General features: G+C 41.7%; 26 protein-coding genes. 24 read left to right on the top strand and 2 right to left on the bottom strand.

Features of this window, described 5'->3' with window-relative positions; all coding sequences use genetic code 11:
- The first annotated feature begins 166 nt into the window (after positions 1-166).
- Complete coding sequence (locus E2626_RS02555) at positions 167-1,492, top strand: PQQ-dependent sugar dehydrogenase (protein ID WP_134379368.1); 1,326 nt, start codon at positions 167-169, stop codon at positions 1,490-1,492.
- A gap of 466 nt (positions 1,493-1,958) precedes the next feature.
- Here E2626_RS02555 and E2626_RS02560 read toward each other — a convergent pair whose 3' ends face one another.
- Positions 1,959-3,668 carry an Rqc2 family fibronectin-binding protein gene (locus E2626_RS02560; RefSeq protein WP_134379370.1) on the bottom strand — a complete coding sequence of 570 codons (1,710 nt, stop codon included), beginning with the start codon at positions 3,666-3,668 and terminating at the stop codon, positions 1,959-1,961.
- A gap of 113 nt (positions 3,669-3,781) precedes the next feature.
- On the opposite strand from E2626_RS02560, the gene E2626_RS02565 reads away from it, so the two are divergent.
- The 15 genes from E2626_RS02565 to spoVM all read left to right on the top strand — a co-directional run bounded on the left by E2626_RS02565 (position 3,782) and on the right by spoVM (position 17,401).
- Positions 3,782-4,651 carry a YicC/YloC family endoribonuclease gene (locus tag E2626_RS02565; RefSeq protein ID WP_134379372.1) on the top strand — a complete coding sequence of 290 codons (870 nt, stop codon included), beginning with the start codon at positions 3,782-3,784 and terminating at the stop codon, positions 4,649-4,651.
- Between the two features lie 22 nt (positions 4,652-4,673).
- Positions 4,674-4,937 (top strand): extracellular matrix/biofilm regulator RemA, encoded by a 264-nt coding sequence (gene remA, locus E2626_RS02570; RefSeq protein WP_041122349.1) that lies wholly within the window; start codon positions 4,674-4,676, stop codon positions 4,935-4,937.
- Positions 4,938-4,939: 2 nt separating this feature from the next.
- Positions 4,940-5,554, top strand: coding sequence for a guanylate kinase (gene gmk, locus E2626_RS02575; protein ID WP_134379374.1), 615 nt, complete (start codon positions 4,940-4,942; stop codon positions 5,552-5,554).
- Between the two features lies 1 nt (position 5,555).
- Positions 5,556-5,783: a DNA-directed RNA polymerase subunit omega gene (gene rpoZ / locus E2626_RS02580; RefSeq protein ID WP_134379376.1), complete on the top strand. Its 228-nt coding sequence runs from the start codon at positions 5,556-5,558 to the stop codon at positions 5,781-5,783.
- Positions 5,784-5,908: 125 nt separating this feature from the next.
- Entirely contained in the window at positions 5,909-7,117 is a 1,209-nt protein-coding gene (gene coaBC, locus E2626_RS02585; RefSeq protein ID WP_244094230.1) for a bifunctional phosphopantothenoylcysteine decarboxylase/phosphopantothenate--cysteine ligase CoaBC, read from the top strand.
- Positions 7,114-9,501: a primosomal protein N' gene (priA, locus tag E2626_RS02590; RefSeq protein WP_134379380.1), complete on the top strand. Its 2,388-nt coding sequence runs from the start codon at positions 7,114-7,116 to the stop codon at positions 9,499-9,501. The genes coaBC and priA overlap by 4 nt, the downstream gene beginning before the upstream one ends.
- Before the next feature lie 14 nt (positions 9,502-9,515).
- On the top strand, positions 9,516-10,007 hold the full coding sequence (def, locus tag E2626_RS02595; RefSeq protein WP_134379382.1) for a peptide deformylase: 492 nt from the start codon (positions 9,516-9,518) through the stop codon (positions 10,005-10,007).
- A complete protein-coding gene (fmt, locus tag E2626_RS02600) occupies positions 10,004-10,939 on the top strand; it encodes a methionyl-tRNA formyltransferase (RefSeq protein ID WP_134379384.1) in 936 nt (311 codons plus the stop codon). The genes def and fmt overlap by 4 nt, the downstream gene beginning before the upstream one ends.
- On the top strand, positions 10,932-12,260 hold the full coding sequence (rsmB, locus tag E2626_RS02605) for a 16S rRNA (cytosine(967)-C(5))-methyltransferase RsmB (RefSeq protein ID WP_134379386.1): 1,329 nt from the start codon (positions 10,932-10,934) through the stop codon (positions 12,258-12,260). The genes fmt and rsmB overlap by 8 nt, the downstream gene beginning before the upstream one ends.
- Before the next feature lie 29 nt (positions 12,261-12,289).
- Positions 12,290-13,045 carry a Stp1/IreP family PP2C-type Ser/Thr phosphatase gene (locus tag E2626_RS02610; protein WP_134379388.1) on the top strand — a complete coding sequence of 252 codons (756 nt, stop codon included), beginning with the start codon at positions 12,290-12,292 and terminating at the stop codon, positions 13,043-13,045.
- Complete coding sequence (gene pknB, locus E2626_RS02615; RefSeq protein ID WP_134379390.1) at positions 13,042-15,009, top strand: Stk1 family PASTA domain-containing Ser/Thr kinase; 1,968 nt, start codon at positions 13,042-13,044, stop codon at positions 15,007-15,009. The genes E2626_RS02610 and pknB overlap by 4 nt, the downstream gene beginning before the upstream one ends.
- Positions 15,010-15,021: 12 nt before the next feature.
- Positions 15,022-15,903, top strand: a complete 882-nt coding sequence (gene rsgA / locus E2626_RS02620) for a ribosome small subunit-dependent GTPase A (protein ID WP_134379392.1) — start codon at positions 15,022-15,024, stop codon at positions 15,901-15,903.
- Between the two features lie 4 nt (positions 15,904-15,907).
- Positions 15,908-16,561 (top strand): ribulose-phosphate 3-epimerase, encoded by a 654-nt coding sequence (rpe, locus tag E2626_RS02625; protein WP_134379394.1) that lies wholly within the window; start codon positions 15,908-15,910, stop codon positions 16,559-16,561.
- A gap of 102 nt (positions 16,562-16,663) precedes the next feature.
- Positions 16,664-17,299 (top strand): thiamine diphosphokinase, encoded by a 636-nt coding sequence (locus E2626_RS02630; RefSeq protein WP_134379396.1) that lies wholly within the window; start codon positions 16,664-16,666, stop codon positions 17,297-17,299.
- 15 nt (positions 17,300-17,314) lie between these two features.
- Complete coding sequence (gene spoVM, locus E2626_RS17530; RefSeq protein ID WP_134380340.1) at positions 17,315-17,401, top strand: stage V sporulation protein SpoVM; 87 nt, start codon at positions 17,315-17,317, stop codon at positions 17,399-17,401.
- Positions 17,402-17,462: 61 nt separating this feature from the next.
- Here spoVM and rpmB read toward each other — a convergent pair whose 3' ends face one another.
- Positions 17,463-17,651: a 50S ribosomal protein L28 gene (gene rpmB, locus E2626_RS02640; RefSeq protein WP_134379398.1), complete on the bottom strand. Its 189-nt coding sequence runs from the start codon at positions 17,649-17,651 to the stop codon at positions 17,463-17,465.
- A gap of 236 nt (positions 17,652-17,887) precedes the next feature.
- Between rpmB and E2626_RS02645 the strand changes: the two genes are divergently transcribed.
- The 8 genes from E2626_RS02645 (at position 17,888) to fabD (ending at position 26,377) form a co-directional block, all read left to right on the top strand.
- Positions 17,888-18,250, top strand: coding sequence for an Asp23/Gls24 family envelope stress response protein (locus E2626_RS02645; RefSeq protein WP_134379400.1), 363 nt, complete (start codon positions 17,888-17,890; stop codon positions 18,248-18,250).
- A gap of 54 nt (positions 18,251-18,304) precedes the next feature.
- Positions 18,305-19,936, top strand: a complete 1,632-nt coding sequence (locus tag E2626_RS02650; protein WP_134380342.1) for a DAK2 domain-containing protein — start codon at positions 18,305-18,307, stop codon at positions 19,934-19,936.
- A gap of 98 nt (positions 19,937-20,034) precedes the next feature.
- On the top strand, positions 20,035-20,697 hold the full coding sequence (sdaAB, locus tag E2626_RS02655; protein ID WP_134379402.1) for an L-serine ammonia-lyase, iron-sulfur-dependent subunit beta: 663 nt from the start codon (positions 20,035-20,037) through the stop codon (positions 20,695-20,697).
- 35 nt (positions 20,698-20,732) lie between these two features.
- Positions 20,733-21,620 (top strand): L-serine ammonia-lyase, iron-sulfur-dependent, subunit alpha, encoded by an 888-nt coding sequence (gene sdaAA / locus E2626_RS02660; RefSeq protein WP_134379404.1) that lies wholly within the window; start codon positions 20,733-20,735, stop codon positions 21,618-21,620.
- On the top strand, positions 21,592-23,664 hold the full coding sequence (gene recG, locus E2626_RS02665; protein WP_244094231.1) for an ATP-dependent DNA helicase RecG: 2,073 nt from the start codon (positions 21,592-21,594) through the stop codon (positions 23,662-23,664). The genes sdaAA and recG overlap by 29 nt, the downstream gene beginning before the upstream one ends.
- A gap of 200 nt (positions 23,665-23,864) precedes the next feature.
- On the top strand, positions 23,865-24,437 hold the full coding sequence (gene fapR / locus E2626_RS02670) for a transcription factor FapR (protein WP_134379406.1): 573 nt from the start codon (positions 23,865-23,867) through the stop codon (positions 24,435-24,437).
- 1 nt (position 24,438) lies between these two features.
- Entirely contained in the window at positions 24,439-25,419 is a 981-nt protein-coding gene (plsX, locus tag E2626_RS02675; protein WP_134379408.1) for a phosphate acyltransferase PlsX, read from the top strand.
- Positions 25,420-25,435: 16 nt separating this feature from the next.
- Complete coding sequence (gene fabD / locus E2626_RS02680; RefSeq protein ID WP_134379410.1) at positions 25,436-26,377, top strand: ACP S-malonyltransferase; 942 nt, start codon at positions 25,436-25,438, stop codon at positions 26,375-26,377.

Genomic DNA, 26,377 nt, shown 5'->3' on the forward strand with positions numbered 1-26,377 from the left:
TGCCGAGTAAATTGGTTTCCTAGAAAAGATTTTAGGGAAAAGTACATATACAACGGAGTTTTTAGTTATGATACGAAAGCCCTAACCAATTTTCAGTGCTGGGTTTCAGTGTACTGTATTTTAGTCTATATTCAGTTTAATATTCTAAAATTGAGGAGGAAAATCGATGACGAAAGTTTCATGGTCCAGATTCATGTTCTTTACAATGCTGATCTTTGTATTGGCTTTGGCAGCATGTAGCAATGATGATACTTCAGACGAAGCATCAACTGATGACTCGGATGCTGTAACAGAAGAAAGTGCTGATGAAAATGCAAATGAAAGCTCAGATGAAGATGCAAATGAAAGTGCAGAATCTGAGCCAAAAGTTACTGAGTTTGAACCAGCATTTCCAGAACAAACAAGAGCACCTGAAGTAGAAACTGAAACAGAACTTGATGTGGAAGTTGTTGTTGAGGGTCTTGGCGTGTCCTGGGGTATGGAAGAGTTTGATACAAACCGCTTACTTGTTACACAAAGAGATTCAGCAGAACTGCTTATTGTAAACCTTGAAGATGGCTCTGTATCAGATCCAATTGAAGGTACACCAGAAGTAAATAATGAATCTCAAGGTGGTTTACTTGATGTAACCATTGCACCTGATTTTGACGAATCAAGATACGTATTTATGACGTTTTCTCAAGATATTGAAGGTGGTACGGTAACTGCTGTCGGTAAAGGTGTTTTATCAGAAGATGAAGCCTCGCTTGAAGATTTTGAAGTGATTTTCCAGGCAACACCGGCATATGATGGTACCTTACACTATGGTGGACGTATTATTTTTGATGAGGATGGCAACCTATTCTTAACAACTGGTGAGCGTTCAGATGATCCAATTCGCGAACGTGCACAAGACTTAGATGCTTACTTAGGTAAAGTCATTCACATCACACAAGACGGAGAAGCAGTAGAGTCGAATCCATATATCGAGGATGAAGATGCACTAGATGGTATTTACAGCTACGGTCACCGTAATATTCAAGGTGTGGACTTCAACCCTGAAACAGGAGACTTGTGGATTGTTGAATTCGGCCCACAAGCTGGGGATGAACTAAATATTATCGAACCAGGTTCTAACTATGGATGGCCAATTGTTTCTTATGGTATCGAGTACTCTGGTGAATTAATCAATGATGGTATTGCAGAACATGAGGCTCAAGGCTTTGTTGAACCAGTATATTATTGGGATCCAACCAGTGCACCAAGTGGTATGTCATTCTATGACAACGACGCCATTCCTGAGTGGGAGAACAACTTGTTCATTGGTGGTCTACTCCCGAACTATATTGTACGTGTTGTCATCGAAAATGACATCATCGTTGGAGAAGAACGTCTATTAACTGAAGAAGGTGAACGTTTCCGTGACATTCTTGTAACTGAGGATGGCGCGCTTGTTGCAACCACTGATGGCGGTAAGGTTTATAAGATAACTGCTGCAGGTGAAGGTAACTAAGTTGAAGAAGACGATGATGGATAATTCATTATTCTCTAAAAGCACTAGCCTTATGTCGATGTCAGTAACTTAAGGCGCTTCACAATATTAAAGAAGCAGGCAATCCTGGATATCCAGGATGCCTGCTTCTTTTTTGCTGACTGTACAGATTGGCAATATAAAGGAAGGGTGATTGAAATGAATCGGTGGACGCACAGAGCTGCGGACAGCTAGGTGTCGCGCCCTCATGAGTGCGGGAAACTTGAATGACGGGAAAGTCGCCTACACTTTTTTAAAAGTGCGATTTATGAGATTGATTCATGTATTAAAAATACAAGTAGCTGCCCCTTGGAGTGGAGGACGCAGACTCCCGTCCCCAAAAAGGGACAGGTGAGCCCCCGCAGAGCGAAGCTCGAGGAGGCTCACCGTCCGGGGGCAGGAAAGCGAAGTCCTCCACGTAAAGGGGCAGCGGTTGTTAAAGCTAATTTTATTTCTTAAGACGTCTGATTAACTCACCGTCAGGAGTTACATAAACAGTTTCCTGCTGTTCATAAATCACATAGCCCGGCTTTGATCCGCTTGGCTTTTTCACATGGCGGATTTTTGTAAAGTCAACAGGCACTGAACTTGATGCTCTGGCTTTGCTGAAATAAGCGGCAATTTTTGCTGCTTCTAAAATTGTTTCTTCATCCGGCTCTTTATCTCTGATCACGACGTGTGAGCCCGGAATATCTTTAGTATGCAGCCAGATTTCATCTTTCCCGGCAGCCTTATTCGTCAGGTAATCATTTTGCTTATTGTTTTTACCTACAAGAATATGCGTACCATTGCTGGATACGTATTCCTCAAGCACAGGCTTTTTTGGTTTAGACTTTTTCTTTTTTTGTTTCTTCGCCTTCATGTAACCTTCTTCAGCAAGCTCTTCTCTGATTTCTTCAAGATCAGATGGAGAGGCTGAATCGAGCTGCTGCACCAGCTGCTCAAAATACTGAATTTCCTTTTCTGCCAGGGAAATTTGTTCCTTTACAACATCAACCGCATTTTTTGCTTTTTGATATTTGGTGAAATACCATTGAGCGTTTTCTGATGGTGATTTCCGCGGATCCAGCTTGATTGTGACAGCTGGAGAGTCTTCCTCATAGTAATTTAAAACCTCAACTTCAGACATTCCACGCTCTACTGCATAAATGTTGGCTGTCAGCAGTTCACCGCTCAGCTGATATTTACCGGCTTCTGCAGCCTGTTCAAGTGTCTTATTCAGCTTTTTAATTTTCAATTCGTTTTTATCTTTTTCATTTTTAATAAAACGTTCCAGGTCATGTCCCTGTTGTCTGACACGATCGCGCTCCGCTTTTCCAAAGTAATAGCGGTCAAGCAGCTGACTGATCGTATTGAATGATTCAATATTGCCATTCTTCAACTGCTTAAGCGGGTACAGATAAAAATAATCTTTACCTTCATACTGCATAAATGAAGGCTGATAGTCATGGCTTTCCGCCTGTTTTAAAAGGTTCTTAAATGCTTCGTAAACCTTTTGCTTCTCAGTAAGACCGGCGCGCTCTATGACTTCTTTAGCAAATAATGGGGAAAGTCCTGCAAAGTGCTGAACCAGTTGCTTATCAAGACGTCCGCTGTTCCAGTCCAATGTCCGTAAAAACAATGCCTCGTCCACTTCAAATGGATTTAATTTGTTTTGTTCAGGCGGCCACTCAAAATCAGCTCCCGGTAGAATCGTTCTTGCACGGTTTACAGAGGGGTTAAGATGTTTAATACTGTCCAATATCATACTGCGCTCTTTATCTACTAAAATGATATTAGAGTGCCTGCCCATGATTTCTACAATTAATTGTTTATATGAAATGTCACCAATTTCATTTCGTCCTTTTACCTCGAAAACGATGATCCGTTCCATTTCTTTTTGTGTGATGGACTCAATGATCGCTCCTTCAAGATGCTTGCGTAGCAGCATGCAGAACATAGGAGGTTCGGAAGGGTTATCAAACTGCTCTTCCGTCATCTGTATTCTGGAGTAAGATGGATGAGCTGATAAAAGCAGTTTATGATTCTTTCCCTGTGCACGGATTACCAGAATCAGTTCGTTCTGGTAGGGCTGGTGAATACGGCTGATACGGCCGCCATTCAGATTATCTGTTAATTCCTTAGTAATTGCTCTTGTGAATATTCCGTCAAATGACATACGGATCCCTCTTTCCGGCTTTCTTAGACTTCTGTCCCATCTTATCATCTTTTCAACGGGTCTGTATGCTATAATGGAGTACATTGAATGAGATAGAGCAGGTGATTTACGATATGACAAAGAGTATGACCGGATTTGGAAGAGGAACATCAAGGCAGGCGCTTCTTGCGGTAACGGTAGAGATCAAGTCAGTTAATCACCGTTTCCATGAATGTACTGTCAAGATGCCAAGAATGTATGCAGAAACTGAGGAAAAAGTAAAAAAAGTTATATCTTCTTACATAAAGCGTGGAAAAGTAGATGTTTATGTTTCTGTAGAGAGCGAAAAGCCGAACAGTCACAAATTAATCGTTGATTGGCAATTACTTGATGCGTACGCACAGTTTGTGAAAGATGCTTCAGCAAGATACGGCATTGAAGAGAGTTTACGTGTAAGAGACCTTTTGAAGCAGACAGATGCTTTTACAGCTGTTGAAATGAAAGAGGAACATTCTGCTGATGATGCAATCATGTCTGCACTTGAAGAAGCATGTAAAAAGCTTTCAGATATGCGGGTGAATGAAGGAAAAGAGCTTGAAAATGAATTGCTTTTTCAAGTACAATCATTAAAGCAAAAAGTTGAATTCGCAATGGACCTGTCTCCCGATGTCTCCAGAAAGTATAAAGACCGTCTGGAAAAGACGATCAGAGAGTATACCAACGGCATTGACGAAAGCAGGCTGCTCACTGAGGTAGCGATTTTTGCTGACAAAGCAGATGTGACAGAGGAATTTACCAGACTGCTCAGTCACATTAAACAATTTGAACGTGCATTATTAAAAAATGAACCGATCGGAAGAAGGCTTGATTTTCTTACCCAGGAGATGCACCGGGAAGTAAATACGATTGGCTCGAAAGCAAGCGATGAGAAGGTAGCTGCAGCGGTGATTGATATGAAGTCAATTCTTGAAAAGATCCGTGAGCAGGTTCAAAATATTGAGTGAAATTGATTAAGGGGTGTCAAGGATGTCAATAAAGTTAATAAATATAGGATTCGGGAATATTGTATCTGCAAATCGCATCATTACAATTATCAGCCCTGAATCCGCGCCTGTTAAAAGACTGGTGCAGGATGCGAGAGAAAGAGGAACACTGATCGACGCAACCTATGGACGCAGAACGAGAGCAGTCATGATTATGGATAGTGATCATGTCATTCTGGTTGCGGTTCAGCCGGAAACGGTGGCATCCCGTTTCACAGATAAAGATGAAAGTCAGGAAGAAGGATGAACATGATAGAAAAAGGTGTACTGATCGTTCTTTCAGGACCTTCCGGTGTCGGTAAAGGAACAGTCAGAAAAGAATTATTCTCAGCAGAAAACACAGGTTACGAATACAGTGTATCCATGACGACGAGGCTCCCGCGTGAAGGAGAAGTTGACGGCAAGGATTACTTTTTTAAGACGCGGGAAGAGTTTGAGACCTTAATTTCTCAGGACAAACTCCTCGAATACGCTGAATATGTAGGAAATTATTACGGCACACCAGTTGATTATGTGAGAGAAACACTTGATAATGGAAAAGATGTATTTCTTGAAATAGAAGTTGAAGGTGCTAAGCAGGTTCGGGACAAGTTCCCGGAAGGACTCTTCATTTTCCTGGCACCACCAAGCCTTTCAGAACTTGAAAGCCGTCTGGTTACTCGCGGCACAGAAAGCGATGATGTGATCAAAAGCCGTGTGGAAGCTGCCAGAAGAGAGCTTGCGATGATGAATCTGTACGACTATGTTGTAGAAAATGATCATGTTGTGAATGCATGCGAACGTGTCAACGCAATTGTCATGGCGGAACACTTAAAAAGAGAACGGGTAGAAGCCCGTTATAAAAAAATGCTGGAGGTAGAATAATATGTTATATCCATCGTCTGATTCTTTAAGAAAGAATATCGATTCTAAATATTCATTAGTGAGTGTGGCTGCAAAACGCGCACGTAACATGCAGGAAAAAGGGGACAAAGGTACACTGGACTCTTACTTCTCAGTAAAATACGTCGGTCAGGCGCTAGAAGAAATTGCAGCAGGTCAGCTTGGCATGAAAAAAGCTAAAGAAGGTATTCTTTACGAAGACGAAAAATAAGAATAACAAAATGAAAAACAGCCGCTCAGGTTGTTTTTTCTTTTTGACGATTTAAGTGTTCTGAGTGAAAAATGTTGTTTTTTCGTTCATAATGGGAGTATCTATTTAATGGGGAGATGGCTGCATTGGTGAATAAAAATATACTCCTGTGTGTTTCAGGGGGAATTGCTGTTTATAAGGCTGTTGCGCTGACGAGTAAGCTGAGTCAGGCAGGCTTCAATGTAAAAGTAATCATGACAGAAAGTGCGATGGAATTTGTCACGCCACTGACTTTCCAGGCTATGTCGAGAAATGATGTTTACTATGATACGTTTGATGAGAAAGATTCTTCAAAAATTGCACATATCGATTTAGCTGACTGGGCGGATCTCGTATTAATTGCACCTGCAACAGCAAATGTGCTCGGGAAGCTTGCACATGGTATAGCTGACGATATGATTACAACAACATTACTTGCTACGACTGCGCCTGTATGGGCAGCGCCGGCAATGAACGTGCATATGTACAGTCACCCGGCTGTTCTTCAAAATATCGACATACTCGATAAGCGCGGTGTCCGATTTGTTGAACCGTCAGAAGGTTTTTTAGCATGTGGATACGTAGGAAAAGGACGTCTTGAAGAGCCCGAAAAAATAACTGACATCATCATTAACTTTTTCGATAAAAAAGACATACAGCTTTTGAAAGGTAAGAAACTATTAGTTACTGCCGGACCAACACGTGAAAAAATCGACCCTGTCAGGTTTTTTACGAATCATTCCAGCGGTAAAATGGGCTATGCAATTGCGAAAAAAGCAGCTGAAGCAGGTGCTGAGGTAACACTGGTATCAGGTCCGGTTTCAATCACACCGCCTTTTGGTGTCACTACAATAAAAGTGGAAACGGCCGAAGAAATGTATGGTCAGGTAATGAAATATTTTGACGGGGCCGATGTGGTCATTAAAAGTGCTGCAGTAGCAGATTACAGACCAGCACAAACCAGTGACCTTAAAATGAAAAAGAAAGATGGCAGCCTGATGCTCGAATTTGAAAGAACAACGGATATACTTAGAACGCTTGGTGAACAAAAATCACATCAGATATTAATCGGTTTTGCAGCTGAAACAGATCACCTTGAAAAGTATGCGGAACAAAAGCTGAAATCAAAAAATGCAGACTTAATCGTGGGAAATAATATTATGACTGAAGGTGCCGGTTTTGGCTCAGATACAAATGTCGTAAGCTTTTTCAGAAAAGATGGGACAGTGGCTGAGCTGCCAATGCAATCAAAAGAGCAGGTTGCAGAAGCGCTCATCAGTGAAATAGATCAATTAATCAAAGGCCGAATAACATGATTGCATCTGTTATTGTTGATGTACCTGCAAAACAGATTGACCGGACTTTCGATTACAAGGTACCAGAAGCACTGACATCTGTTGTACAAAGAGGAATCAGAGTGATTGTTCCATTTGGTCCGAGGAAGATTCAGGGTTTTATTTTATCTTTAAAAGAAGAGTCATCAGTAAAGAAGCTGAAATCAATTGAAGAAGTAGTTGATATAGAACCTGTGTTGAATGAAGAACTGATGTCATTATCTGAGTGGTTGACTGATCAAACGCTCTGCTACAGAATTTCAGCACTCCAGGTCATGCTTCCAGCAGCGATGAAAGCGAAGTATAATAAATTTTTTCACCTGATTGAAGAAAAGCAGCACCTTCCATCACACATTAAAGAACTTTTCGAAAAAGAATCACCGCTGACATGGAAAACAGCTGATGCACATCATGTACTGAAGGACTTACAGGAATTGATCAGGCATCGTAAAGTTGAGATGAAATATGTTGTGAAACAGTCAGCAAATGTTAAAAAAGCAAGATTTGTTGAACTGGCTGATGAAAAATTGATGAATGAGATACCTGGTAACGCGAAGAAGCAGCAGCTGGTTTCGGATCATCTTTTGAAAAATGCACGTAAAATGGCTGTGACTGATCTGAAAGAAGCAACTGGAGCAACAAGTGCTGTGATCAAAACGATGATCGATAAGGGCTACCTGATAGAGTCTTTTAATGAGTTATACAGGGATCCATTTCAGGAAAGAACGTTTGAAAAAACGGAACATTTTAAGTTAACAGATGACCAGAAAACAGCGATCGCGCCGATTTTAGAAAAAGTTAACAGTTATGAACAGCAGACTTTCTTACTTCATGGTGTGACCGGCAGTGGAAAAACTGAGATTTATCTTCAAACGATTGATCAGGTTTTAAAACAAAAAAGGCAGGCCATAATGCTTGTTCCTGAAATCTCACTGACACCACAAATGGTGCAGCGTTTTAAAGGCCGTTTTGGAGATCAGGTTGCGGTTATGCACAGCGGACTTTCAGTCGGGGAAAAATATGATGAATGGAGAAAAATCCACAGAGGAGAAGTGAACGTAGTTGTTGGCGCCCGCTCAGCGATTTTTGCTCCCTTTAAAAAGCTCGGCGTTATTATTATTGATGAAGAGCATGAAACCAGTTATAAGCAAGAGGATTCTCCCCGTTATCATGCGAGAGATGTAGCGATTGAAAGAAGTAACAGGCACGGTTGTCCAGTCATTCTCGGCAGCGCAACACCATCTCTCGAGAGTTTTGCAAGAGCAAAAAAAGGTAACTATCAGCTGTTGGAGCTAGAATACAGGATGAATCAGCAGGATCTTCCTGAAGTGAAAATAATTGATATGCGTGAAGAGCTGAGAGAAGGTAATAGATCAATGTTCTCCCGTGACCTATTGGAAGAGATTGAAAAGCGGATCGAGAAGAAAGAGCAGATTGTGCTTTTTCTAAACAGAAGAGGTTACTCGTCTTTTATTATGTGCAGAGACTGTGGAACTGTTATGCAGTGTCCGCATTGTGAAGTATCCTTAACTTATCACAGATCTAAAGAAAGCATGAAATGTCATTACTGTGGACATGAAGAACATGTGCCCGAAAAGTGTCCTGAATGTGAGAGTGAACATATCAGATATTTTGGCACAGGTACACAAAAAGTTGAAGAAGAGCTATTTAAGCTGATGCCGCACGTCAAGACAATCAGAATGGACGTGGATACAACATCGAAAAAAGGCTCCCATGAAAAACTGCTAAGCGCATTTGACCGCGGAGAAGCAGACGTATTGCTCGGGACTCAAATGATCGCTAAAGGACTTGATTTCCCTAATATCACGCTTGTAGGTGTGCTGAGCGCTGATACGATGCTCCACCTGCCGGATTTCAGAGCTTCAGAAAAGACATTTCAACTTCTAACCCAGGTAAGCGGCAGGGCAGGCAGGCATGATAAACCTGGAGAAGTGATCATTCAGACCTACACACCCGAGCATTTTTCAATAGAACTTGCAAAAACACAAAATTATGAGTGGTTTTACCAAAAAGAAATGATGATGCGTAAAACAGCACAATATCCACCTTTTTATTATATTTCACTGATTACACTCAGTCACGAAAATGTAAATAAAGCAGCCGGTGTGTGCAATGAAATTGCTGATATTCTGAAAAGCCGGCTCTCTGATCAATCAATTATTCTTGGGCCTGTCGCATCACCAATCGCAAGAATTCAGGATAAGTACCGGTATCAGTGTATTATTAAGTATAAACATGAGCCGGAACTAAAGACATTACTAAAAAAAATATTAGATCAATATAGTGATACGGGTAAAGACGCTGTGACGATTCACATTGACGTTCAGCCTTATATTATGATGTAAAAATGGAGGAAGACATGAATAAATTTGAAATTGTTAAGCACCCTGATGAAAAATTAGAACAACCATGCACTAAGGTAACAGTATTTGATCAGAAATTGCACAATACACTTGATCAGTTATTTGATTTAATGATGGAACATGATGGAATTGGCATCGCTGCTCCTCAGGCAGGCATTACTGAAAGAATTGCGATCGTCTACCTTGATGATGAAACAGGCATTATCGAAATGATGAACCCTGAAATTAGACTGATTTCGGGTGAAGAAACTGATGTTGAAGGATGCTTGAGCTTTCCTGGCATTTTTGGAGAAGTACCAAGGACAGATTTGATTGAATTAACTGCACAAGACCGCAATGGAAAAACATTTGTGATGCAGGCTGACGGATATCTTTCAAGAGCCATCCAGCATGAAGCAGACCATTTGGATGGTGTGCTTTTCACGTCTAAAGTCACCAGATTTATAAAAGAAGAAGAGCTGGAAGCGTTAGAGGAGGAAACAACATGACCTCAGTAATTTTTATGGGCACCCCTGATTTTTCAGTTCCGGTATTACAAAAAATCATTGCTGACGGATACGAAGTGAAAGCAGTTGTCACACAGCCTGACAGACCAGTTGGCAGAAAAAAAGTTTTGACGCCCCCTCCAGTGAAAAAAGAAGCGCTGAATCATCATTTGAAGGTGATTCAGCCTGAAAAACTTTCAGGGTCTGATGAGCTTGAAGACATTATCGCGCTGGACGCAGATTTGATCATTACAGCAGCGTTTGGACAGCTTCTTCCCAAAAAACTGCTTGATGCACCTAAGCTTGGCTGTATTAATGTTCATGCTTCACTTCTTCCCGAACTGCGGGGTGGTGCGCCAATTCACCATTCAATCATCCGTGGATATGATAAAACTGGTATTACAATTATGTATATGGCTGAAAAGCTTGATGCAGGGGATATCATCCGTCAGCGTGAAGTTGGCATAACTGATGAAGATCACGTGGGGACGCTGCATGATAAATTAAGCGAAGCCGGTGCAGGTCTTTTGTCTGAAACACTGCCTTTATTAATTTCAGGTAAGGCTGAGCGGATACCTCAAGATCATGAAAAGGCTACATATGCCTGGAATATTAAAAGGGATGAAGAGAAGATTAATTGGAACCGGCCGGGCAGAGAGGTTTTTAATCAGATCAGAGGCCTGTATCCATGGCCTACTGCCTATACGGTTTTCAGAGATAAACCAATGAAAATCCAGCAGGTGAAACTCTCTAAAGGAAACGGGTCAGCTGGAGAAATTATAGAAGTCTCTGATGAAGGAATACTTTTTGCCACAGCTGATGACGAAGCAGTACTGGTAACAGAACTCCAACCTTCTGGAAAGAAAAAAATGACTGCATCTGATTTTTTAAGAGGATCTCAGGTTAAAGTTGGAGAGAAGGCTCAAAATGAGTAAATTTTCATTAAGAGAAGCTGCACTGCATATTCTGGATCAGATTGATAAAAACCAGTCATACAGTAACCTGCTGCTTAATCATGCGATTAAAAAGTTTGAAATCAGCAAAAAAGATACAGGACTGCTGACAGAAATTACTTACGGGACGATTCAGCGCAAAATGACGCTTGACTACTACCTTGAACCATTTTTAAAAAAGAAAATTGAAGGATGGGTACGAAATCTTTTGAGATTGAGTCTTTATCAAATGCTCTATCTCGACAGAGTACCTGAACGTGCTGCAATACATGAAGCAGTAGAAATTGCCAAAAAAAAAGGCCATAAGGGAATTGCCGGTATGGTGAACGGTGTACTTCGTTCGATTCAGCGAGAGGGTGTCCGTTCTCTGGATGAAATCGAGGATCCAATTACTAAGATATCGATCGGAACGAGTCATCCTGGGTGGCTTGTGAAAAGGTGGTCAGAACACTTCGGTCTTGAAAAGACAAAAGAAATGTGTGAAAGAAACCTGATTGCACCAATACAGACTGCCAGAGTAAATCTGAATAGAATCACTCGGGAAGAAGCAATAGAAATGCTGAAAGAAGAGGGTGTGGAAGCATCTGAAAGCCATATTGTACCGGCAGCTATACGTGTCAAAAAAGGGAATATTGCGCATACTTCAGCATATGCAGAAGGGTTTATTACTGTTCAGGATGAAAGCTCGATGCTGGTTGCATATGCATTGAATCCTGTTCCAGGTGAATCAGTTCTTGATATGTGTGCCGCACCGGGAGGAAAAAGCACGCATATTGCCGAATGTTTAAATGGTGAGGGTGAAGTATTAGCACTGGACCTCCATGATCACAAAATTAAATTGATCAATGAAAATGCAGATCGCCTGAAGCTGAAAAATGTGAAAGGTGAAGCGATGGATGGACGCAAATTGCAGGAGCATTATCCTGACAAAGAGTTTGACAGAATCCTTGTAGACGCACCATGCAGCGGTTTTGGTGTATTGCGGAGAAAGCCGGATATTAAGTACGCAAAAAGAGAACAGGATCTCCATTCCCTGGCACGTATTCAGCAGGAATTGCTGGCCTCTGCTGTGAAAAGCCTTAAAAAAGGTGGAACGCTGGTCTATAGTACATGTACTGTGGATAAAGAAGAGAATGAAGGGACAGTTGAGAAATTTTTGGCTGGCCACCCTGATATTGAGATGAAATTGCCTGACAATCTTCCTGAACATATTACTGTATTGGCCGAAAATAACATGCTGCAAATTTTCCCTCAGGACTTTGACGGGGACGGCTTTTTTATTACAGTTTTCAAGAAGAATTAAATTGAAGTTGAATTGAACGAGGTGAATGAATGGAAGCCGTTTTTAAGAGCGACCGTGGAAAAGTCAGAAAGCTGAATGAAGATTCAGGAGGCATTTTCAAAAACCAGTACGCTGTTCTCGCTCTTGTGGCAGATGGTATGGGCGGACACCGGGCTGGCGATGTGGCAAGTAAAATGACGGTCGATTTAATTGAAGAAAAGTGGAAAAGACTGAATGGCGAACTCAGAGCCGGTGCAGCTGAAGAGTGGCTTTATCAATCGATTGAAGAAATTAATCTTCAGCTTTCTCAGTATGCAGAAAATAATCCTGACTGTACCGGGATGGGCACGACACTGGTGGCTGCTATCTGTACGGAAGAATTTATTTCAATTGCGCATATTGGAGACAGCAGAGGATATGTAATCGATCAATCGAGAGTGCTTCAAATGACAGAAGATGATTCATTTGTGAACGCGCTTGTCCAATCTGGTGAAATTTCAAAAGAAGACGCTGAACATCACCCGAAAAAGAACATTTTACTTAAAGCTCTCGGCACAAAAGGGAAAGCAGAACCATCGATTAAAACTATCGTTCCTGAAAATGGCACGATCGTACTTTTATGTTCAGATGGGTTATCTAATAAAGTGAATGAAGATGAAATAAAAATGATTTTGTCAGGTGAATATTCACTTGAAGAAATGGCTGAAGATTTAATCCGCGTGGCAAATGAACATGGTGGCGAAGATAACATTACTCTTGCGGCGGTCAAAGTAAATGTCCCGGATGAGGGCGGTGGTCCCTTATGATCGGTAAAAGATTAAACGGCAGATATAAAGTCATAAAGTCAATTGGAAGCGGCGGTATGGCAAATGTATACCTTGCCAGAGATATGATCCTGGACAGAGATGTAGCGGTTAAAGTGCTGCGTGTGGATTACGTAAGTGAGGCAAATATGCTGAAGCGCTTTCAGCGTGAAGCTCAATCTGCTACAAGTCTGACCCACCCAAACATCGTGAGTATGTATGATGTGGGTGATGAAGAAGATTATTACTATTTAGTGATGGAATATGTTGAAGGAATGACGTTAAAACAATATATTCAGGAGCATTCTCCGCTTGATCTGGAGGATTCAGTGGATATTATGCTGCAATTAACATCTGCAATTGCGCATGCGCATCATAATGGTATCATTCACAGAGACATCAAACCTCAGAATATATTGATTGATTCGGAAGGTAATATAAAAATAACAGATTTCGGTATTGCGATGGCGCTGAGTGCAACCGCGATTACACAGACAAATTCTGTGATGGGAACGGTGCACTATTTATCACCAGAACAGGCAAGAGGGGGAACTGCTTCGAAGCAGTCTGATATCTATTCTCTTGGAATCGTCATGTATGAACTGCTTACAGGTACGCTTCCATATGAAGGAGAAACACCAATCTCTATTGCTTTGAAACATTTGCAAAGTGATTTGCCAAGACCTTCTGAAGTAGTAAAAGATCTTCCGCAAAGTATTGAAAATGTCATATTAAAAGCTGCAGCCAAGGACCCTCATTACCGGTATAAGAATGCTGACGAAATTACTGAAGACTTAAAAACCGTATTGAATCCTGAGCGCGCATCTGAACCGGTTTTTGCGCCGGCGCCTGATTTGGAAGCAACAAGAGCCATTCCAATTATTAAAGATCGTATGAATATTCCCGCTTCGGAAGATACAAAAATTCATCAGCCTGACAATCTTAAAAAAGAGCCAGATAAACCTAAGAAAAAACGAAAGAAATGGCCCTGGATTGTTGCCATACTGATGGTTTTTCTGCTAAGTGGCGGTATGATGGCGGCAATGGGCGTGTTTGGACCGACTAAAGTTCAAGTGCCTGATGTCGTCGGTGAGAACATTGAGGATGCAGAAGATGTCATTTCAGAAGTCGGGTTGACTGTTGGTGAAGTGGTCTATGAGCCGAATGAGGAAATAGAAGAGGATATTGTGCTCCGAAGTTCACCAAAAGCGACCAGAACACTTGAAGAAGGCGAAGCTGTAGACTTGATCGTCAGCAGTGGCAAAGAAACGATTGAAACTGATGGGTACCTTGGAAGAAATTATAATAATTCTGAAGATCTGATCCGTGAAGCAGGGTTTAGTGACATTGAAGTTACTGAAAGGTTTGACGATTCTGCTGAAGGTACCATTTTGGAGCAGGAGCCTGGAGAAGGCGCTGTAGTTGTACCGGGCGATACTGTTATGGAGCTTGTCATCAGTAAAGGGATTGAAGAATCTGAAGTTCCTAATCTGACTGGTTTTACCGCTGAAGAGATTGCTGCATTCGAGGGGAACAGCGGTCTCAGTGTTTCAATAACCAGAGAAGAATATTCAAATGATTATGCTGCAGGTACTGTCATTTCTCAGAACCCTGAAGCCGGTACAATGGTTGAAGTAGGTGGTAACATTAATGTTGTTACTTCACTGGGAGCTCCGCCTGTTCCTGTAAACAATGTTGTCATTCCGGTAACCATAGAGTTTCTGGAGGAAGAAGAACCCCCTGCAGAGGGAGAAGATCCTCCTGAGTTGCCTGAACAGATTATTACAATCTACATTGATGATAAAAATAATGACATGAATGAGCCGGTCGAGGAGTTCACAATTACTGAAGACACAGAACGTAATATCAGACTAACAATCGAAGAAGGAAGCAGTGGATCCTACCGGATTGAGAGAAATGGAGAGGTCTATCTCGAAGATACAATCTCTTATCAGGAAAATGAATAAAGGAGCGTGTGTATGCCAGAAGGAAAAATTATGAAAGCCCTGAGTGGTTTTTATTATGTGAAAGATCAGGATTCAGTTATTCAATGCAGAGGCCGGGGGATATTCAGAAAAAATAAAATAACTCCTCTTGTAGGTGATTATGTTGAATATCAGGCGGATAATGATCAGGAAGGTTATCTGCTGGATATTCAGGAAAGAAAAAATGAATTGGTACGTCCCCCTATTGCAAACGTGGATCAGGCTGTACTTGTTTTTTCTGCTGTCGAGCCGGATTTCAGCACAACGCTGCTGGACCGATTTCTAGTATTAGTGGAAAGTCACGGTATTAGACCGGTCATCTGTATTTCGAAAATGGACCTGTTGGATGAGGAACAGGAACTTTCAATCAACCTGTTTGCAGAGGACTATAGAAAGATAGGATATGAAGTTATTTTAACTTCAGCAAAATGGGAAGAAAGCCTGTCGTTATTGACACCGATTTTAGATGAATATGTCACTGTCTTTGCAGGGCAGTCAGGCGTCGGTAAGTCATCCATTTTAAATGCACTAAGACCTGATCTTGAATTAAAAACAGATGCCATTTCAAGCTCACTTGGAAGAGGGAAGCATACAACCCGTCATGTTGAGCTCATTGAGATTGGTCAGGGTTTTGTGGCAGACACGCCGGGGTTCAGTGCATTGGAATTTTCTGAGCTGGAACTCGAGGAGCTGTCTGCTTGTTTCCCGGAAATGGACGAAATTTCTAATCTCTGTAAGTTTCGCGGCTGCCTGCATATGAATGAACCAAAGTGTGCAGTGAAATCCGCTGTAGAAACTGAAGATATAAAACCATATCGTTATAAACATTATCAGCAGTTTTATGAAGAAATAAAATCCAGAAAGCCGAGGTATTAGAGCTATGGTTAAAATTGCACCATCCATTTTATCAGCAGACTTTTCCAAGCTGGGCGATGAAATCCGCGAAGTTGAAAAAGCAGGGGCAGATTATATTCATATAGATGTAATGGACGGCATGTTCGTGCCTAATATTACGATGGGTCCGCTTGTTGTGGAAGCAATCAGACCTGTCACTTCGCTTACGCTGGATGTTCACCTGATGATTGAACAGCCGGAACGTTATGTAGAAGCATTTGCCAAAGCAGGTGCTGATATCATATCGGTTCATGTAGAATCAACAAAACACCTGCACAGAACTATCCAATTAATTAAATCTGCCGGGGTAAAAGCAGGAATCGTATTAAACCCGCATACACCTGTAGAAGCGATCAGACACTGTCTGGGTGATGCAGACCTTGTTCTTGTGATGACTGTTAACCCCGGTTTTGGCGGACAATCATTTATTAAGGAAACTGTTATAAAAATCCAGGAGCTCAATGAAATTAGAAATACAGAACGCTACAACTACGAAATTGAAGTTGATGGCGGAGTGACTGATGAGACAATCGCGTTGTGCACAAATGCTGGCGCTGATGTTGCAGTAGCCGGTTCATATGTTTTTGGCAAAAGTGACCGGGAAGGCGCGATTCAGGCACTGAAACAAGCAGTTAAGTAAGTGTATATGAGAAGGGGCTGTGACATTTATGTGCCAGCTCCTTTATTCTATATAATAATAAATTAATTATAATATTATTATGTTAACTAAAGTGGGTGGATCATGATTAATTTAGTAGGCGGAGGACCAATTAATGAGCAGTGGTTTAAAAGTTTGCCAAAGAAGGGTTGCTGGATTGGAGTTGATAAAGGGACGGTATTTTTACTGAATCATCACATAGAGGTTGAGCATGCATTCGGAGATTTTGATTCAGTCACTTCCAATGAAAAAGAAACAATTATACAAAAGGTAGGTTCAATTCACGAAGAACCTGCTGACAAGGATATGACTGACATGGAACTGGCGCTGGAATGGGCGTTAAAGCAAAATCAGCCAGTCAGAATGATTGGTGTGACTGGCGGCAGACAGGATCATTTTTTCGGAAATGTTCAACTTTTACTGTCAGATAATGTTCTCAATTATGAACATACTGTGATGATTGAAGATGGCAACAATCAAATCACCTGTCATGTGCCAGGCTCTTTTAAAGTTGAAAAAAATGAAGTGCTGCCATACATATCGTTTATTCCATTTACAAAACGAGTGAAGGGTTTATCGCTTTCAGGAGTAAAATACCCGCTTGAGAATAAAGATATCACATATGGAATGACGCTGACGCTTAGCAATGAGATACTTGATAACTTTGCTTCTATTTCATTTGATGAAGGCATATTAATGATGATAAGAAGCAGAGATTAGCAAGGAGGGAGTCATATGCGCTTCTATTCAATAAAATTGCCGAGAATGCTCGGAGGTATGGTAAGAGGGGTTTTAAGCTTATTCAGAAAGAGAGCTGCATAGCATAAATCAAAAAAGCTTGGAGATCACTGGGATCTCCAAGCTTTTTTAGTTTAATCATTTATTACACGCGTTCTACTTTGCCTGATTTCAGAGCACGAGCAGAAACCCAAACACGCTTAGGCTTACCATCAACAAGAATTCTTACCTTCTGAAGGTTAGCGCCCCATGTACGCTTAGTAGCGTTCATTGCGTGGGAACGAGCGTTACCGGAACGTGTTTTACGACCTGTTACAACACATTGTTTTGCCATTCTATTCCCCTCCTAACAAATGAAGCTGAAAACAGAGTTTCAATCTTTCACTTAGTCAATCACACTTTAACTAATTTATCACAAGCACATATATTATGCAATAAAAATAATGACTTCTATCAAGTTTTTTTGCTTTACACGTCTGAATAAGCGATAAATACTGTTTATCTTTCAATCACAGCTGTAGTATAGTAAAATATCTGTAGCCAAAACAGTATTCAAAGGGGGAGCACTAAATGTCGATTGAATTAACTAATAAGTATGGTCTGATCGATATCTCGAATGACGTCATAGCAATGGTTGCCGGTGGAGCAGCGATTGAATGTTATGGGATCGTCGGAATGGCATCCAAGCATCAGGTCCGAGACGGGCTCACCGATATCTTAAGACGTGAAAATTTTACCCGGGGCGTGATTGTACGTCAGGATGGCGATAAAGTTACAATTGATATGTATATAATTGTGGGATATGGAACTAAAATTTCAGAAGTTGCTCACAACGTTCAGTCATCAGTAAAATATACACTTGATAAAACTGTTGGGCTTTCAGTAGAAGCAGTCAATATTTTTGTTCAGGGCGTCAGGGTGACGAACCAGTGATAGGAGGAAAGTTTTGTGATTAGAAAAGAATTGGACGGCAACACGTTTGCCGGCATGATACTTCAAGGGGCTGTAAGCCTTTCAAATAATGCAGATAAAGTTGACGCACTCAACGTATTTCCGGTGCCTGATGGAGATACCGGTACCAATATGAATCTGTCAATGACTTCGGGTTCCAAAGAAGTTAAAAGTAATACAGGAGATCACCTGGGAAAAGTCTCAACTGCTCTGTCAAAAGGTTTATTAATGGGTGCACGTGGTAATTCCGGTGTAATCCTTTCACAATTATTCAGAGGCTTTGGTAAATCTGTTGAATCAAAAGCAGTCCTGAATGCAAAAGATTTTGCCCAGGCGCTGGATGCAGGCGTTGTTTCTGCTTATAAAGCAGTCATGAAACCTGTCGAAGGGACAATTTTAACTGTTGCGAAAGATGCAGCAAATAAAGCAATGGAAGCAGCAGAGACTGAAGAAGATATAACAAAGCTGATGGAAATTATACTGAAAGAAGCTAGAGCATCACTTAAGCGCACGCCTGATCTGTTACCGGTTCTGAAAGAAGTCGGAGTGGTGGACAGCGGTGGACAGGGGCTGGTGCATGTTTATGAAGGTTTTCTTGCTGAACTGAAAGGTGAAAAGATTTCAGATTCTCCTTCAGCTCCTTCAATGGACGAGCTTGTAAGCGCAGAGCATCACATCGGCGTACAAGGGTACATGAATACTGAAGATATTGAATTTGGTTATTGTACTGAGTTCATGGTGAAGTTTGAAGAGCAGAAGGTTTCGGAAAATCCATACGATGAAATGCAGTTTCGTGAAAATTTAAGCGAACTGGGTGATTCTCTGCTTGTGATCTCTGATGATGAAGTGGCAAAGGTACATATCCACACTGAGGAACCAGGGAAGGCTCTTTCGCAGGGCCAGTTGTATGGAAGCCTGATTAAAATGAAAATTGAAAACATGCGTGAACAGCACACAGAAATTGTTGGGAAAGACCACCGTGCTGCAAAGACTGAGAAGCCTGCTGAAAAACAGCCTTATGCAATTATCACAGTCGCAATGGGTGAGGGGATTTCTGAGCTATTTAAGAGCATAGGTGCCACTGGTGTCATTGAAGGCGGTCAAACAATGAACCCGAGCACAGAGGATATTGTAAAAGCGATTGAAGAGTCACATGCTGAACGGGTTATTATCTTACCTAATAATAAAAATATTATTATGGCTGCTGAACAGGCTGCTGAAGTTGTTAACATGGAGGCAGTTGTCATTCCGACTAAAACAGTCCCACAGGGCATGGCATCAATCCTTGCGTTCAATCCATCAGCAGAACTTGATGAAAATGCAGAAACAATGAAAGATGCATTACTGCATGTGAAAACCGGACAAGTTACTTTTGCGGTCCGCGATACGTCTATTGATGGCATCACAATTAAAAAAGATGACCACATGGGAATTGCTGAAAGCAAAATTGTTACTTCAGGTGACAGCAGAATTGAAACTGTGAAAAAACTTCTTGAACATATGATGGATGACGAAGCTGAAATCATTACAGTGTTGTATGGTGAGGATTCACCAGAAGAAGAAGTTGCAGAAATCGAAGCGTATGTTGAGAAAACGTACCCTGATGTGGAAGTTGAAGTTCACAACGGCAGACAGCCATTGTATTCTTATATTTTATCAATTGAATAAGTTCATTGAAAATTAAGATGAAAAAAGAGAAAATAGAAGGGCTTGGCCCTTCTATTTTTTTGAAGTGCTAAAATAGTTGTATGAAAGAGGGAACAGCAATGAAATACAAAAGTGTATTTGATATTATTGGTCCTGTCATGATCGGACCTTCATCTTCTCATACTGCGGGAGCAGCAAGAATAGGCAAGATGGCCAGAGAACTTTTTGGAAGGGAACCGGAGTGGGCCAATATATTTTTTTATGGCTCATTTGCGAAAACCTATAAAGGGCATGGGACAGACGTTGCAATTATCGGTGGGATCATGGACTTTGAAACAGATGACGAACGAATCATCGAAGCAAGGAAAATTGCAAAAGAAAAAGGGATGCGTGTAAAGATTCGTGAAGAAGAAGCGCTGACTGAACACCCAAATACAGCAAGAATAAACCTCGGTGATAAAGACGGTGAAATGGAGCTTGTTGGCATTTCAATCGGAGGAGGTAAGATTGAAATTATAGAACTGAATGGGTTTGAGCTGAGTCTTACAGGTCATCACCCCGCGATACTAGTTGTTCATGAAGACAGATTTGGGGCTGTAGCTGCAGTTTCAACTGTTCTCGCGAAGCACAGGATGAACATAGGTAAGATGGATGTTTCAAGACGGGATGTCGGAAAAATGGCTTTAATGACGATTGAAGTGGATCAGAACGTGGAAGAAGAACTGTTAAGTGAATTAAAAGCGCTTCCTGAAGTCTCGCAAGTCACCAAGATCACTGACTAAAAAAGTGATAGCGCTTACACCATAGGAGGGTTAAAATGTTTAGAAATGTTGCAGAGCTGGTTGAGCTCGCTGAAACAAATAATAAAAAAATCTCAGACATTATGATTGAGCAGGAAATGAAAGTTCGCAATAAAACACGTGAAGAAGTGCTTGAAACAATGGAAAGAAATCTTGTAGTGATGGAAGAAGCAGTTGAAAGAGGTCTTCAGGGTGTGAAGTCACATTCAGGACTAACCGGTGGAGATGCAGTACTTATTCAGAAATATATTGCAACGGGCAAATCATTATCAGGAGACCTGTTGATGGATGCGGTCAGCAAAGCTGTCGCCACGAACGAAGTGAATGCTGCAATGGGAACGATTTGTGCTACGCCAACTGCAGGATCAGCAGGTGTTGTGCCCGGTACATTATTTGCAGTCCAGAATAAATTAAACCCGACGCGTGAAGAAAAACTCAGATTTTTATTTACTTCAGGCGCATTCGGATTCGTAGTAGCCAATAATGCTTCGATTTCAGGCGCAGCGGGAGGATGCCAGGCAGAAGTAGGCTCTGCAGCAGGAATGGCTGCCGCAGCCATTGTAGAGATGGCCGGGGGAACACCTTCCCAATGTGCTGAAGCAATGGCAATCACGCTGAAAAACATGCTTGGACTCGTTTGCGACCCAGTAGCAGGTCTGGTGGAAGTGCCATGTGTGAAGAGAAATGCTATGGGTGCGGCAAATGCCGTGGTAGCAGCCGATATGTCTCTAGCTGGTGTGACGAGCAGAATACCTTGCGATGAAGTCATTGATGCAATGTATAAAATCGGTCAGACAATGCCGGTAGCCTTACGTGAAACAGCTCAGGGCGGACTGGCAGCAACACCTACCGGCCGGGAGCTGGAGGCGAAAATCTTTGGATTCTCTCTTAATAAAGAATCCTGATCATCCACTATTGAAACCCGTTTCTGTACTTCAGGGAGTAGGAGAAGAAACCGCTGTTCAACTGGGTGATATGGGAATTTATACTGTTTCTGACCTGATCAACTACCTCCCATACAGATATGATGATTTCAGACTGAAAGATCTGTCAGAAGCTGCTCATGAAGAGCGTGTTACCGTTGAAGGCAGTGTTCACAGTGAACCTGCCCTTCAATTTTATGGACGAAAAAAATCCAGGCTTACTTTCAGATTGTTAACTGGTCCACACAGTGTTAAAGTTACTTTTTTTAATCAGCCATATTTAAAAAAGAAAGTAAATCTTCACGATAAACTTACTGTTACAGGTAAGTGGGACAGGCAGCGGCAATTAATAACGGCACAAACTTATAAGCTTGGAGAAGGTTCGCAGGAAGAGTTGTTTGCACCTGTATATCCGCTTAAAGGCAGTGTGACGAATAAAACGTTGAGGAAGTTTATTAAACAGGCGCTGGATCTGTACAGTGATTCACTGGCAGAAACACTTCCACAGACACTTATGATGAAATACAAGTTATTAAACCGTAAAGAAGCACTGGAGGCCATGCACTTCCCGGTGTCTCCCGAAAGTATGAAACAGGCAAGAAGAAGGTTTGTCTTTGAGGAGTTCTTTTACTTTCAACTGAAAATGCAAGGCTTAAGAAAGGTTGAGCGTGAACAATCAAAAGGTGTGCATTTTCAATATGATGCTGACAAGCTGAGAGATTTCACAGAAAAACTTCCTTTTCCGTTAACAAACGCCCAGAAAAGAGTACTGAAAGAAATTTTTGCTGACTTGTCTACACCTTTTAGAATGAACCGTCTTTTACAGGGGGATGTAGGGTCCGGTAAAACTGTCGTTGCTGCTATTGCCCTTTATGCAGTTATCACTGCAGGCTATCAGGGTGCGCTGATGGTCCCGACAGAAATCCTGGCTGAGCAGCATGCTGAATCATTGGCGGCTTTATTTGACGGAACTGGTGTAACCGTCGCTTTACTGACAAGCTCTGTTAAGGGGAAGAAGCGGAGACTGCTTCTCGAACAGTTAAAACAGGGTGAAATTGATCTGCTGGTTGGTACACACGCACTGATCCAGGACGAAGTCGATTTTAAGAAATTGGGGCTCGTTATTACTGATGAGCAGCACCGTTTTGGGGTCCAGCAAAGAAGGGTGCTGCGCGAGAAAGGCGAAAGTCCTGACGTATTATTTATGACAGCAACCCCTATACCCCGGACGCTTGCGATCACAGTTTTCGGTGAGATGGATGTTTCAATTATTGATGAAATGCCGGCAGGTCGTAAGCCGATTGAAACCTACTGGGTGAAAGAAAATATGATGAATAGAATATTAAGCTTTATTGAAAAAGAACTTGAGCAGGGAAGGCAGGCATACGTGATCTGCCCACTGATTGAAGAGTCGGATAAATTGGATGTTCAGAACGCAATTGATGTACACGCTCAGCTTAGTCAATATTATGCTGGAAGGTATCAGGCAGGACTTATGCACGGTCGTTTGCATTCAGATGAAAAAGAAGCGATCATGAAGCAGTTTGCTGAAAATGAAACTCATATACTCATCTCTACCACGGTTGTTGAAGTAGGGGTAAACGTACCAAATGCTTCCGTTATGCTGATCTATGACGCTGAACGCTTCGGACTATCCCAACTTCACCAGCTGAGAGGGAGGGTTGGACGTGGGAGCGATCAGTCTTACTGTATTTTGATGGCAGACCCTAAAAATGAAGTCGGTAAAGAACGAATGAAAATCATGACCGAAACGAATGACGGATTCGTGCTAAGTGAAAAAGATCTGGAATTAAGAGGCCCTGGTGACTTCTTTGGCCGAAAACAAAGTGGGATGCCTGAATTCAGAGTAGCTGATATGGTTCATGATTACAGAGCGCTTGAAACTGCAAGGGATGATGCTCATCAGTTAATTGAAAGTGAGATTTTTTGGCATAGCAGCGATTATGAACCGCTGAGAAGTTACCTTCAGGCAGAAGGAGTTATCAGCGGGGGTAAACTCGATTAAATATGATGAATGAACTTGAAGCATATAAAGGGCGGGGTGGGTGTGAGACTTCTGCGAATATTGATTTGGACATTACCATGCTGAATCATTCATTCGCAGTTGAGGGACACTTGCCCTGTCCTTTCGATATTCTTTACAAAAAGGCCTATTTATTTATATACTACTATTAGTACCAAGTGTTAGTATCGGACGGTGAAGAAATGAAACGGACAAAAAAAGAGCGTCAGACAGAGCTGACCTCGAGAATTCAGGAAAACCCTTTTGTTACAGATGACGAACTGGCAAAATTCTTTGAAGTCAGTGTGCAGACAATCCGTCTGGACCGGATGGAGCTTTCTATTCCGGAACTGAGGGAACGTATTAAGCACGTTGCTGAACAGACTTTTGAAGATGAAGTAAGGTCGTTGCCAATTGATGAAGTCATCGGGGAAATTATTGATGTGGAACTTGATGATTATGCGATCTCGATATTTGACGTACAGAATGAACACGTTTTTCAGAGAAACCATATTGCAAGAGGTCACCACTTATTCGCACAGGCAAATTCACTGGCAGTCGCACTGATTAATGATGACCTCGCATTAACAGCTAAGGCAGCAATTGAATTCTGTAAACCTGTTCATTCCGGTCAACGTGTGATTTCAAAAGCGAAAGCAATCAGAAATGAAGGCCGCAGAACGATTGTGGAAGTTAAATCTTCTGTAGGAAAAGAAGTCGTCTTTAAGGGTGAATTCGACATGTATCGTTCATCCGCTAAAAAGGAGGAAGATTAATTTGATTATTGCTGTTGACGCCATGGGTGGAGATCATGCGCCTGATGAGATAGTAAAAGGTGCAGTCAAAGCTGCAGGTGAAAATTCAAACTTAACCATCAAACTTTATGGTGATGAGAATAAAATAAAGCCATTTTTAAATAACGAAAAGAATATAAAAGTTATACATACTGAAGAAAAGATCCTTTCAACTGACGAGCCTGTCAGAGCGGTCAGAAGAAAGAAAAATGCTTCGATGGTGCTGATGGCTCAGACTGTTAAAGAAGAAGAGGCAGATGCCTGCGTATCAGCCGGCAATACGGGTGCATTAATGGCTGCAGGTCTTTTTATTGTAGGAAGAATTAAAGGTATTGACCGTCCTGCACTTGCCCCGACTCTTCCGACCATTGATGGAAAAGGTTTTGTCATGCTTGATTTAGGTGCAAATGCGGATGCAAAACCTGAACACCTGATGCAGTATGCATTAATGGGGAGTATCTATGCGGAGCAGGTAAGAGGCATAAAAAATCCGACAGTGGGGCTACTGAATATTGGAACTGAAGAAGGCAAGGGGAATGATTTGACGAAGCAGGCGTATGGTCTGCTTCAGCAGTCACAATTGAACTTTGTTGGGAATGTTGAATCGCGTGACCTGTTAAATGGCGTATGTGATGTCGTAGTAACAGACGGATTCACCGGTAACATGGTGCTCAAAACAATTGAGGGAACTGCTCAGGCATTGTTCGGCATGCTGAAAGATACTTTTACTTCATCTGTTAAAAACAAACTCGCGGCAGGGCTTGTTAAAAGTGATTTGAAACAACTGAAAGGCAAGCTCGATTATACTGAATACGGCGGTGCGGGATTGTTTGGTCTGAACGCCCCTGTCATCAAAGCACACGGATCTTCAAATGCGAATGCAGTTTACAATGCAATCAAACAAGCGCATATAATGGCTGAACACAATGTCAGCGGAAAGATTTCAGAATCACTAAATCGATAAAGAGAGGTTTTTAATGATGGCGAAAATTGCATTTTTATTTCCGGGACAAGGTGCCCAGATCGTTGGAATGGGCAGTGAAATAGCTCAAAGTCATGAATCGGCAAAAGAAATTTTTAATCAGTCTGAAAATATTTTAGGCAGCGATTTTGTTCGTCTCATGCAGGAAGGACCTCAGGAAGAGCTGACCAAAACAGCTAATGCACAACCTGCTTTATTGACTGCAAGTATTGCAGTATTGAGCGTTCTGAAAGAAAAAGGTATTCATGCAGATTATGCAGCCGGGCACAGTCTGGGAGAGTATTCTGCACTTGTTGCGGCAGAATCGATTTCGTTTGAAGATGCGTTGCGTACTGTCAGAAAACGCGGAGAATTAATGGAAGAAGCAGTCCCAAATGGTGAAGGTACGATGGCAGCTGTACTTGGCATGGACCGTGAGAATTTAAAAGCGATTACAGATGAAGTGTCACAAAAGGGTGAAGCCGTGCAACTGGCTAACTTGAACTGTCCGGGTCAAATAGTGATCTCAGGAACTGCAAGAGGTGTTGAAGAAGCTTCAGCACTGGCAAAAGAACGCGGTGCCAAACGGTGTCTTCCGCTGAATGTAAGCGGACCTTTTCATTCATCATTAATGAAGCCTGCAGCAGAGAAATTTGAAGCAGAGTTAAAAAAAGTGACCATTTCGGATGCCGCTGTCCCTGTCATTGCAAATGTTACTGCTGATGCGGTATTTGGAGCAGATAAAATCGAAAAACTGCTGGTCACTCAGCTTTATTCACCAGTATTATGGGAAGATACGATTGAAAAGTTGATTTCTATCGGTGTTGATACATTTATTGAGGTTGGCCCCGGGAAAGTATTATCGGGTCTTGTTAAAAAAATTAATCGCAGAGCCAACGTGTATCCTGTGTATGATCAGGAAACGCTTGACCTGGTGATTTCAAAGCTGAAAGGAGAATAA

Source organism: Jeotgalibacillus salarius (assembly GCF_004405125.1).
Lineage (GTDB): Bacteria > Bacillota > Bacilli > Bacillales > Jeotgalibacillaceae > Jeotgalibacillus > Jeotgalibacillus salarius.

What these genes read in the sequence shown, in the direction of transcription:
- E2626_RS02555 (WP_134379368.1), top strand. Translation starts at nt 167, where the DNA reads ATGACGAAAGTTTCATGGTCCAGATTCATGTTCTTTACAATGCTGATC.
- E2626_RS02560 (WP_134379370.1), bottom strand. Translation starts at nt 3,668, where the DNA reads ATGTCATTTGACGGAATATTCACAAGAGCAATTACTAAGGAATTAACA.
- E2626_RS02565 (WP_134379372.1), top strand. Translation starts at nt 3,782, where the DNA reads ATGACAAAGAGTATGACCGGATTTGGAAGAGGAACATCAAGGCAGGCG.
- remA (WP_041122349.1), top strand. Translation starts at nt 4,674, where the DNA reads ATGTCAATAAAGTTAATAAATATAGGATTCGGGAATATTGTATCTGCA.
- gmk (WP_134379374.1), top strand. Translation starts at nt 4,940, where the DNA reads ATGATAGAAAAAGGTGTACTGATCGTTCTTTCAGGACCTTCCGGTGTC.
- rpoZ (WP_134379376.1), top strand. Translation starts at nt 5,556, where the DNA reads ATGTTATATCCATCGTCTGATTCTTTAAGAAAGAATATCGATTCTAAA.
- priA (WP_134379380.1), top strand. Translation starts at nt 7,114, where the DNA reads ATGATTGCATCTGTTATTGTTGATGTACCTGCAAAACAGATTGACCGG.
- def (WP_134379382.1), top strand. Translation starts at nt 9,516, where the DNA reads ATGAATAAATTTGAAATTGTTAAGCACCCTGATGAAAAATTAGAACAA.
- fmt (WP_134379384.1), top strand. Translation starts at nt 10,004, where the DNA reads ATGACCTCAGTAATTTTTATGGGCACCCCTGATTTTTCAGTTCCGGTA.
- rsmB (WP_134379386.1), top strand. Translation starts at nt 10,932, where the DNA reads ATGAGTAAATTTTCATTAAGAGAAGCTGCACTGCATATTCTGGATCAG.
- E2626_RS02610 (WP_134379388.1), top strand. Translation starts at nt 12,290, where the DNA reads ATGGAAGCCGTTTTTAAGAGCGACCGTGGAAAAGTCAGAAAGCTGAAT.
- pknB (WP_134379390.1), top strand. Translation starts at nt 13,042, where the DNA reads ATGATCGGTAAAAGATTAAACGGCAGATATAAAGTCATAAAGTCAATT.
- rsgA (WP_134379392.1), top strand. Translation starts at nt 15,022, where the DNA reads ATGCCAGAAGGAAAAATTATGAAAGCCCTGAGTGGTTTTTATTATGTG.
- rpe (WP_134379394.1), top strand. Translation starts at nt 15,908, where the DNA reads ATGGTTAAAATTGCACCATCCATTTTATCAGCAGACTTTTCCAAGCTG.
- E2626_RS02630 (WP_134379396.1), top strand. Translation starts at nt 16,664, where the DNA reads ATGATTAATTTAGTAGGCGGAGGACCAATTAATGAGCAGTGGTTTAAA.
- spoVM (WP_134380340.1), top strand. Translation starts at nt 17,315, where the DNA reads ATGCGCTTCTATTCAATAAAATTGCCGAGAATGCTCGGAGGTATGGTA.
- rpmB (WP_134379398.1), bottom strand. Translation starts at nt 17,651, where the DNA reads ATGGCAAAACAATGTGTTGTAACAGGTCGTAAAACACGTTCCGGTAAC.
- E2626_RS02645 (WP_134379400.1), top strand. Translation starts at nt 17,888, where the DNA reads ATGTCGATTGAATTAACTAATAAGTATGGTCTGATCGATATCTCGAAT.
- E2626_RS02650 (WP_134380342.1), top strand. Translation starts at nt 18,305, where the DNA reads ATGATACTTCAAGGGGCTGTAAGCCTTTCAAATAATGCAGATAAAGTT.
- sdaAB (WP_134379402.1), top strand. Translation starts at nt 20,035, where the DNA reads ATGAAATACAAAAGTGTATTTGATATTATTGGTCCTGTCATGATCGGA.
- sdaAA (WP_134379404.1), top strand. Translation starts at nt 20,733, where the DNA reads ATGTTTAGAAATGTTGCAGAGCTGGTTGAGCTCGCTGAAACAAATAAT.
- fapR (WP_134379406.1), top strand. Translation starts at nt 23,865, where the DNA reads ATGAAACGGACAAAAAAAGAGCGTCAGACAGAGCTGACCTCGAGAATT.
- fabD (WP_134379410.1), top strand. Translation starts at nt 25,436, where the DNA reads ATGGCGAAAATTGCATTTTTATTTCCGGGACAAGGTGCCCAGATCGTT.